At 36.3% G+C, this 8,513-nt stretch carries 11 protein-coding genes; 1 reads left to right on the top strand and 10 read right to left on the bottom strand.

Annotated elements, in window-relative coordinates:
- Nucleotides 1-220: 220 nt before the first annotated feature.
- The 10 genes from trmFO to H5968_RS23970 all read right to left on the bottom strand — a co-directional run bounded on the left by trmFO (nt 221) and on the right by H5968_RS23970 (nt 8,210).
- On the bottom strand, nt 221-1,540 hold the full coding sequence (gene trmFO / locus H5968_RS24015) for an FADH(2)-oxidizing methylenetetrahydrofolate--tRNA-(uracil(54)-C(5))-methyltransferase TrmFO (protein WP_187041944.1): 1,320 nt from the start codon (nt 1,538-1,540) through the stop codon (nt 221-223).
- Nucleotides 1,541-1,624: 84 nt separating this feature from the next.
- Nucleotides 1,625-1,975: a DUF5615 family PIN-like protein gene (locus tag H5968_RS24010; RefSeq protein WP_272109839.1), complete on the bottom strand. Its 351-nt coding sequence runs from the start codon at nt 1,973-1,975 to the stop codon at nt 1,625-1,627.
- Nucleotides 1,972-3,252: a DUF433 domain-containing protein gene (locus tag H5968_RS24005; protein ID WP_187041943.1), complete on the bottom strand. Its 1,281-nt coding sequence runs from the start codon at nt 3,250-3,252 to the stop codon at nt 1,972-1,974. Before H5968_RS24005 ends, H5968_RS24010 begins: the two co-directional genes overlap by 4 nt.
- 158 nt (nt 3,253-3,410) lie before the next feature.
- A complete protein-coding gene (locus H5968_RS24000) occupies nt 3,411-3,818 on the bottom strand; it encodes a type II toxin-antitoxin system VapC family toxin (RefSeq protein ID WP_187041942.1) in 408 nt (135 codons plus the stop codon).
- Complete coding sequence (locus tag H5968_RS23995; protein WP_187041941.1) at nt 3,818-4,063, bottom strand: hypothetical protein; 246 nt, start codon at nt 4,061-4,063, stop codon at nt 3,818-3,820. Before H5968_RS23995 ends, H5968_RS24000 begins: the two co-directional genes overlap by 1 nt.
- Nucleotides 4,064-4,106: 43 nt before the next feature.
- Nucleotides 4,107-4,670 carry a Uma2 family endonuclease gene (locus tag H5968_RS23990; RefSeq protein WP_187041940.1) on the bottom strand — a complete coding sequence of 188 codons (564 nt, stop codon included), beginning with the start codon at nt 4,668-4,670 and terminating at the stop codon, nt 4,107-4,109.
- Nucleotides 4,671-4,731: 61 nt separating this feature from the next.
- On the bottom strand, nt 4,732-5,295 hold the full coding sequence (locus H5968_RS23985) for a Uma2 family endonuclease (RefSeq protein ID WP_187041939.1): 564 nt from the start codon (nt 5,293-5,295) through the stop codon (nt 4,732-4,734).
- Between the two features lie 156 nt (nt 5,296-5,451).
- Nucleotides 5,452-6,372 carry an alpha/beta fold hydrolase gene (locus H5968_RS23980; protein WP_187041946.1) on the bottom strand — a complete coding sequence of 307 codons (921 nt, stop codon included), beginning with the start codon at nt 6,370-6,372 and terminating at the stop codon, nt 5,452-5,454.
- Between the two features lie 30 nt (nt 6,373-6,402).
- Nucleotides 6,403-7,227 (bottom strand): SDR family oxidoreductase, encoded by an 825-nt coding sequence (locus H5968_RS23975; RefSeq protein WP_187041938.1) that lies wholly within the window; start codon nt 7,225-7,227, stop codon nt 6,403-6,405.
- Nucleotides 7,228-7,541: 314 nt separating this feature from the next.
- Nucleotides 7,542-8,210 carry a pentapeptide repeat-containing protein gene (locus H5968_RS23970; protein WP_096565953.1) on the bottom strand — a complete coding sequence of 223 codons (669 nt, stop codon included), beginning with the start codon at nt 8,208-8,210 and terminating at the stop codon, nt 7,542-7,544.
- Nucleotides 8,211-8,384: 174 nt separating this feature from the next.
- Here H5968_RS23970 and H5968_RS23965 point away from each other — a divergent pair.
- On the top strand, nt 8,385-8,513 hold a 129-nt coding region (locus H5968_RS23965; protein WP_187041945.1), incomplete at its 3' end, for a helix-turn-helix domain-containing protein.

Below are 8,513 nucleotides of genomic sequence, written 5' to 3'. Positions count from 1 at the left end.
TTGTATGTGTCAACAAATTAGTTATGTTCATTGGATGGAAGATATCATGAGATGTTGACATTTTCACCCTTAATAGGACTACTATAACTGAATATGTAAACTTTTGTAACGACATTCAACATTTCTGCAAGTATAGATTTAGATAATCAACTTAGAACCCCGACTTCTATGATTAATATATCATTAATTGACAATATCAAAAAAAATCGAGGATCTTAATTTATCCTAAGTTTGCAGTTTTCCAACTTGCTAAATCTGCTAAGGATCTATCTCGATAACGTCCATATTTTTCTGGTTTACTCTTTATCTTCACACCCAAATCTGGGACAATACCAAAATTAGGTGGCATGGGTTGAAAATGCTTAGGTGCAGCAGAACTGATAAACTCAAACAAAGACCCCATCATAGTTGTATTGGGTAATATTAAAGGTTCTTTTCCTAAAGCTATTCTCGCTGCATTTGTTCCCGCTAACCAACCACCAGCAGATGCAGCAGTATAACCTTCTGTTCCTATTAATTGTCCTGCTGCTAATAAAGTATGACGTTGTTTAAATTGCAAAGTTGGTAACATTAATTGGGGTGCATTTAAAAAAGTATTGCGGTGCATAACTCCTAATCTGACAAACTCGGCATTTTCTAAACCGGGAATCATTCTAAAAACTCGTTTTTGTTCACCCCAACGTAAGTTAGTTTGAAAACCCACCATATTCCACAGTTGACCGGCTTTATCTTCTTGACGCAACTGCACCACAGCATAGTTACGATCTCCGGTTCTACTATCAGTTAAACCCACTGGTTTCAGGGGACCATATCTCATGGTATCTTCCCCTCTTTGTGCCATTTCTTCTATTGGTAAACAAGCTTCAAAAAATTTCGCTGTTTCTCTTTCAAAGTCTTTTAATTCTGTTTGTTCTGCTTGACGTAGTTCTTCCCAAAATTGTAAATACTGCTCTTTATTCATGGGACAATTGAGATAAGCTGCTTCACCTTTGTCATACCGGGAAGCCATAAAAGCAATATCTTTATTAATAGAATCACCTAAAATAATCGGACTGGCAGCATCAAAGAAATTAAGATATTCCATTCCCGTAAAACGCTGTAAATCTGCGGATAAATCGGGACTGGTTAAAGGTCCAGAAGCTAATACTACAATACCTTCAGGGATTTCTTTAACTTCACCTCTGCGAAAATCAATTAAAGGATGATTTGCTAAAGTTTGGGTTAAGTCTTCCCCAAATACTCCCCTATCAACTGCTAAAGCACCTCCTGCGGGTACTGCGTGTTCATCAGCTTTAGAGATGATAATAGAACCGAGTTGACGGAGTTCTTCGTGTAATAAACCTGCTGCGCGATCGCTTGCCATTGCACCGAAGGAGTTACTACATACCAACTCGGCTAAATTTTCGGTATGATGGGCAGGACTAAAGCGTTTAGGGCGCATTTCATGGAGGATGACAGGAACGCCAGCTTGGGCTATTTGCCATGCTGCTTCTGTTCCTGCAAGTCCACCGCCTATTACTTGTATGGGTTGTTGTGTCATAGTTGTTTTTTGTAATTACTTGGTTTAGTTAAATATATTTGAAAATTGTTGAAAACCGGGCTATGTGAGCATTTTTAGCTTACCTCAAAGGGGTAATTTTGCAATCCGATTAAGCCACTCTTCTGCACTGGATACTGCCCAAATTAGCAATAGTTCCTCAATAATGACTTCAAGCGGTAACTTACGAGAAACAATAATAACGCCTGTACTTTGCTTCTTGGTAATAAACTGTGCAAACTCTGATGGCATTGTTTTACGATCATGGCTGACAAGGATACGCCCCTGCTGTGCAGCCATTTCCAATACTTCTGAATCTTTTACACCTTCTAAGCCAGCAACAAAGGCAGTTTGAAAATCAATGCTGGGTTCTCGTCGCAGAACTCCCGTTACAATAGACTGATTCAAATCAGCATCAGCTTGATAGCGAATATTCACAATTTTACCTGCTCTCTTGCTGTTTTCGCTGCCTTGAGTTTGTCATATAAAATAGGATCACTGGTTTGTAATGGTTGAGGCATAGCATCAAAAGCCGCTTCCTCATCTGCCAAGTAAGCATCAATCTCAGCGCGGTTAGCTAGATAAAACGTGATTCCTCCATAAACCTGTTCTAGCGTTAGCAGAGGAAAAGATTGAACGATAGTTTCAGGTGATAAGCCTTTTCGGAAAGCATAGACAATCGAATCTAGAGAAATCCGTGTTCCTTCCACCCAATATCCATCGTTCCGATACTCTACGTAAGTTTTAGCTGCAATAACTGACATAAATTTACTCGCTGGTCTAGCTATATTAATAATTTTTTCCTCATTACCTAAAATATGATCTGTAATCATTTTAGCCGTTTGGGGACAATTCCAATAACCAATATGAGCGTCTGCTACACCAGCAGCAACAGCACCTAAATCAAGAACTTTATTAATAGATGTGATATCACTTACTGTTTTAATACCAGGAAAATTCGCTATTTGACGCACAGAACTTTCTAAATTATTTGCATTGTCAGTAATGAATTTATCTGTAACGCTAATATTAGAATCTTCTTTAATTTCCAAACTAGAACTAATCGGATAAGCAATCATATCAGAGGAATGAATAATATTTAACCACCGTAAAGGATATTTAAATGATTGACACTTAAAATTCACTTGTTCAGCAGGAATATCTAACAGCATATTAAATAGAATTACTGGTGAACCCATTGTAGTAATGCTTTTTAGTTGTACCTGATTATTAATTAATTCTCTAAACTTAACAGATGGATCATTATTTTCAAAGTTCTCTGAAAACAACATATCCCATAAAATTACAGTTCCCATTGAATGGGCAATTATATGTAACTCTTTTTCTTGTGAGTGATTTGTGATAAAATCTTCTAAATGTTCAGCTATGGATTGTCTAATTTTCTTTCCTCTCTGATAATTTAGGTAAGTAAACGCATCACCAACAAAATCAGATATAAATCCTTCTCTTAAATCTTTACCTCTTAAAATATCCTGACTATCAACATAAGGATTTTCTTGTTTAAACTTTGCTAAGTCTTGATGAATGAAGTTCCATATTTTGCCTTTATTTGTTAAAATATCTGCATAAAACCCAGAATGAAAATGAGGTAATTTTTGACCTCTTTGGGAAAACTCTGTTTGAATTAAGGTTTTTAGCGGTTCTGCAAATTTAGTTTTATATTCTGCAACACCGTGAATAAAAAGTATAAGCATTGCTGTATTCTCGTCATAGCAGCATAATTATAATTTGTTTATTTTGAATTAGGAATACTTGTATAAAAAACTTAAACTTTTTTCCCGTTCTCTCGTTCCCAGTCTCAGACTGGGAATGCAAAATTGAGGATCTGCCTCAACATTTACATTTTACACGCTTATATATTTTCTTCCCAATCCTCAACTTGTAAATTTTCCACTCTTTGAAACTCTCTAGTGTTATGAGTTACTAAAATCAGATTATTAGATAATGCAATAGCAGCAATTTGGAAATCATAAGCACCGATAGGAGTCCCTAGTTTGGATAACTCAGCGCGAATTGCACCATAAATTTTAGCTGAATTTCCATCAAAAGGTAAGCTAACATATTGAGAAAAAAATAACTCATATAAAGCTAAGTTTTTTTCTTTTTTGTTACTGCGACAAGCTCCATAGTATAACTCTGCTTTGACAACATCACACAAGCAAATATTTTGGCGAGGAGTAGTTTTAAATTTATTAATTACATTTTCACTACGTCCTGTTAAATATTGAATACAGGTATTAGTATCTAACAAATAAATCATTATTCAATATCCCAAACTCTTTGATCACAATCAAATAAATTTTCCCTAACCAAAACTTCACCTTCCCATTTTCCCGCAGTTTTCTCAAAAAAATCAGCAGGATATCCTAATTCTTCTGGTGTTGGTAGTTTATCTTCAGAAACATCACTAATAATAATGACTAATTCTTGATTAGCTAAATGTTGAGGAAGTTGTAACAACAATTTACCATCAGCGTCAACTTTTGATTTCAGTGTTAGTTTCATAAAATTACCTTATTAACATCTGTAATTATTATATTTTACATCTTCACTCTAACAACCACCCAAACAACTCACCAACCGTCAATTGTAAATCCTCAGCAAAAGACGGCACAGTAATTAACATATCTGATTCATCAAATACCTCAATTTGTTGTTGCGGACGATAAACAAAAACAGTCCGTTCCCCTGGATCGATTAACCAACCCATTTGAGTACCATATTTTAAACAATGCAAAATATTTTTAGTTACCTTGGTCTGATTTTGATCAGGTGATAAAATTTCAATTGTCCAATCTGGATAGGTGAGAAATGTATTAGCAACTTCTCCATTCTCATCACGGGGAATTCTATCCCAAACAAAAACCGCAATATCCGGTACTATTGAACGTCCACCAAAGGTACAACGTAACTCAGGAAATGCACGAGCGATTTTTTGAGGTTTGACGACAACATTAATCGCAGGTACAAGTTCACCTTGAAGTATACTATGTTTTCCCTGTGGCATGGGTTTCTGAATAATTTGACCTTCAATATACTCACTAGCTGGTTTCGTTTCTGGTAGTTGCAGAAACTCTTCCAATGTGAGAGTTTTTTGTATTGTGTGTACCATTTTAGTTAATTTCTAGAAAATATTTGTCTTTCAATCTTCAATCTTAAATTTAAGGATTTTTCTACTTAAATAAACTACCTACCACACAACTAAAACCAGGCAATAAAGGCGATATTAAATCATCGTTAGCGAACAGAGTTTCTACTAATACTAATATTGCCCTTTCTCTGCGATAAACTTCTATTTGTTGTAATCGCCAATTCATTATCCAATATTCCTGCACACCTCTAGAAGCATAAAGTTTTAATTTCACTTCTTTATCTCGGCGTTCATTTTCCACACCAGCAGAAAGCACTTCAATGACTAATTCTGGCGCACCTGTTAAATGTCCATCATCATCTAATAAAGTTGCTAACCTTTCATTACTTGCCCAAACCACATCAGGAATGACATTATCAGCATCAGTAAAAATAATACCGGGAGCAGTAGCAGCTTCTCCTAAACCGGTTTCTCTAGACCAAAGTGTGAGTTCTGTACAAACATTGTTGCCAGCTTTTTGATGTTTCCAATGTGGCGCTCTTGTCACAAATAATTCTCCATTAATTATCTCATAACGGTTGCCGTTATCTGGCAATAGTTCAAGGTCTGAGCTTGTCCAGCGTACTCCCTCATATATCTGGGTCATACGGACTCCTGTGGTGGTGTTTAATAATTATATTATAGACTTGCTGATGAATTTTAGTAAACATAAAGATAAAGGTGAATATAATTCACTCCTATAAAAACAAAGTCCACCTGCGTGGACTGAAGAATATATTATTTATTTATTGCAGCATGAATATCAACTACTTAATCCTTGAATAAATGGCGATATTGCAGCCACAAAATCAACAGTTGATTCATAGGGTAAAACATTTCTCCCCTTAATTTTTATTCCCTTTCCTTGGGGTAAACAAGAAAGATAACTAGCTAAATTAGCTTCTGCTGTATCTGTTTTCCCTTCTTTACTAATAGCTGATGCTTGCTCTCCAAAAACTACTAATGTCGGTTTTTGCATAGCTGCAATATCATGACTATAATCCCGTTGCCAAAATCTCGCCAAAAAAGAAAATACAGCATAGCGTCCACCCATATTTTGAGCATCTGCTATTAAAGTATTTAACCATTCCTCATCAACAGCATCACCTGATGCAAACAATCTTTCTGTGGAAAAAGAAACTAAAAATTTGCGAGTACGTGCATAACGAAAAAACGCATTACCTATGGGTGAATCAAAAATAGACCACAGCAATTTTTGTCGCCATTGAGGTGCATTTTTGGTAATTATACTCCAAGATGTTGGTCCAGAAAGTACCAGTCCAGTAATTAAATTAGGTTCTAATTTGACTAATTCAATTGCTACTGGAAATAAAGCACCCTGCACTATTAAAATTACAGGTTTTTGGACGATTTTTTGTAAAAAATGCTGTAATTGTTTTGCCCAATCAATTGGTGTATAAGCTTTCCTGGGTGTATCACTTTCACCACATCCCAATAAATCCGGTTGGTAAATGATATTGCCATGATTTGTATTATACCATTCACAGCAAAAACGCTGCCAAAACTGCCTGGATAATCCTACACCAATAGGATGGATTAATAATAAAGGCACACCTGAAACTTCAGAATTTATCGGTTGATGTACTTCATAAGCACAACGATAATTTCCCCAATTGTAAAATTGGGTAGGAGATGCGGAGATGGTAGAGGAATTAGCTAACATTGGCGGCATAATTATCAAATTCAATCGTTACTAGAAAATGATGTGGGGATGAATAAATTCGTATCCTGCATCTTTTAGTTTTTGGTTAGACACCCAGGTATTATATTGGCGGTTACTCTTGTTTGTTGCATCCCAAATCACATTCGGTAAATTATGTTTTGTCAGGACATTATCAATTAATTCTCGACTGGTGAGATGGCTATCATCGACCAAATTATAAATACCTTGTAAGCGGTGTAGACGAACAAATTCTATAGCCCTAACAATATCATCTAAATGCACCCAATTTGTGATTTCTTCACCTTTACCGGGACGAGTTGTACCAGCAACCCTACCAAATATTTTCACCAGTTCTCTACCCTGTCCATAAATTCCCCCTAACCGCAAAATACAAACCCGCAGACTTTCATTTTCTGCTGATAGTAACACATCTTCAGTTTTGCGGAGAATTTGAGCATTAAAATTAGGGGGTGCTGGTGGTGTTTCTTCATCTACCCAAACACCATTTCTATCACCATAAATAGAATAACTACTTGTATATATCAAGTGGTGAATATTGGGAGAATGCTTGAGGATAGAAACTACAGTTTTTGCAGTTTCCAAATAAGTTTCTTCATAGGTAGTTCCACTTTTTGCGCCTACGCTTAACAAGACGACATCTTGATTTTTTAAGACAGAATTGAGAGATTCATAGTCATTGCCTTTAGTGACTACTACTTTTTGAGCTACTGTTTGTAGTCCAGGGACTCTTTCAGGACTTGTTGTGGTTGCGGTGATAATAAAATTTTTATTTTGCTGCCAATATTGAGCAACTGCACAACCAACATAACCACATCCAATTATTGCTATATTCATGACTATCTAAATACGAAAAATTAAATTACTTGTCCAATTCAATTTGCCAAAATCGCTAATTACAAGAGTTTCTAAGTAATAACTGTCGCTAATTTTTCATTAACTTTTTCCTGAAAATTTAAACAGCAAAACCTAAATACCTTTTGAGACAAAATATCAACCCCCTCAAGTAGCTTCAATCAGAACATTTGAAAATTTCTGTAACGTAAGATACTCTTTTTCATAAATTCATGGGATCAGGAATATTACTAAGTTTCCCATATTGCAGGAAGGTTAACTTAGTTCTTCATCTTTTGTCATTAACTCAGGGTATTTCAGCGATGAATTGCACCATCAGGCATAATAGCCCCAGTTAAGTTAGCACCGATTAATTTCACCAGCAAGCGATCGCCTGAACGAATCCTTGCACCTGTCAAGTCAGCACCCCGCAAGTCAGCACCACTTAGATCCGCACCAATCAAATTAGCCGAGCGTAAATTTGCTTCTCTCAAATCTGCTAACAACAAGTTAGCTCTAAATAAATTGGCTTCCGACAAATCCGCACCTCTAAGATTAACTTTGTGCATAAAAGTATCACTGAGATTAGAACCGCTTAAATTGGCATAACTCAAATTTCTGCCAGATAAGTCTTTATTACTCAAATTAGCGCGACTAAAATCTTTGCCGCTCAAGTCAGGATTTTGATTTGGTGGTTGGTAATTTGTTTGTGTGGGTTGATAATAACTCGAAGATGGTTTTTTCGGTTGAGTAGGTCTAGAATAATTTGCAGTTTGAGGTTGATCTTTTAGGGAACGTAATTTTTCACGAGCCTCATTCAAGGCTTTAATCTTGTCTTGGGCTTTTTGCTGTAAGCGGTGGTTATCTTTAGGTAGGCGATCAGGATGCCAAACAAACACTAAATCTTTGTAAGCCTGGTTGATCTCTTCTAGTGTTGCTCCAGGCTCTAAATCTAATACTCTATAATACCGCTCCAGTTCGCTCATCATGATGTACAGGTGAAAACTTCAATAATAATTACATAATTATGCGTGATGTCGTTGTCTTAGGTACAGGTGATTGGGGAATGGGGACACTTCGACAAGCTCAGTGCATCGCTGGGGACTGGGAAGAGCTTGTCCTAAGTTGACAATTTAATAGACAAACCTATGAGTGACTTTATGTTTAAACCTCATGAATTTGCTAAAAAAATCGGAGTTTCAGTCAAGACCTTGCAAAGATGGGATGTTGAAGGAAGACTTCCAGCCAAAAGAACATTGTCGGGGCATCGTTTTTATACTGAAGATGAT

Origin of the sequence: Sphaerospermopsis sp. LEGE 00249 (assembly GCF_014299995.1) — a bacterium.
In the GTDB taxonomy this organism is placed as follows: Bacteria; Cyanobacteriota; Cyanobacteriia; order Cyanobacteriales; family Nostocaceae; genus Sphaerospermopsis; species Sphaerospermopsis kisseleviana.
The sequence above is the reverse complement of the archived record's forward strand: the minus strand, read 5'-3'. Positions and strand labels throughout refer to the sequence as shown.

Excerpts from the sequence above, each read along its gene's own strand:
- trmFO (WP_187041944.1), bottom strand. The coding sequence starts at position 1,540 with ATGACACAACAACCCATACAAGTAATAGGCGGTGGACTTGCAGGAACA.
- H5968_RS24005 (WP_187041943.1), bottom strand. The coding sequence starts at position 3,252 with ATGCTTATACTTTTTATTCACGGTGTTGCAGAATATAAAACTAAATTT.
- H5968_RS24000 (WP_187041942.1), bottom strand. The coding sequence starts at position 3,818 with ATGATTTATTTGTTAGATACTAATACCTGTATTCAATATTTAACAGGA.
- H5968_RS23995 (WP_187041941.1), bottom strand. The coding sequence starts at position 4,063 with ATGAAACTAACACTGAAATCAAAAGTTGACGCTGATGGTAAATTGTTG.
- H5968_RS23990 (WP_187041940.1), bottom strand. The coding sequence starts at position 4,670 with ATGGTACACACAATACAAAAAACTCTCACATTGGAAGAGTTTCTGCAA.
- H5968_RS23985 (WP_187041939.1), bottom strand. The coding sequence starts at position 5,295 with ATGACCCAGATATATGAGGGAGTACGCTGGACAAGCTCAGACCTTGAA.
- H5968_RS23980 (WP_187041946.1), bottom strand. The coding sequence starts at position 6,372 with ATGTTAGCTAATTCCTCTACCATCTCCGCATCTCCTACCCAATTTTAC.
- H5968_RS23975 (WP_187041938.1), bottom strand. The coding sequence starts at position 7,227 with ATGAATATAGCAATAATTGGATGTGGTTATGTTGGTTGTGCAGTTGCT.
- H5968_RS23970 (WP_096565953.1), bottom strand. The coding sequence starts at position 8,210 with ATGAGCGAACTGGAGCGGTATTATAGAGTATTAGATTTAGAGCCTGGA.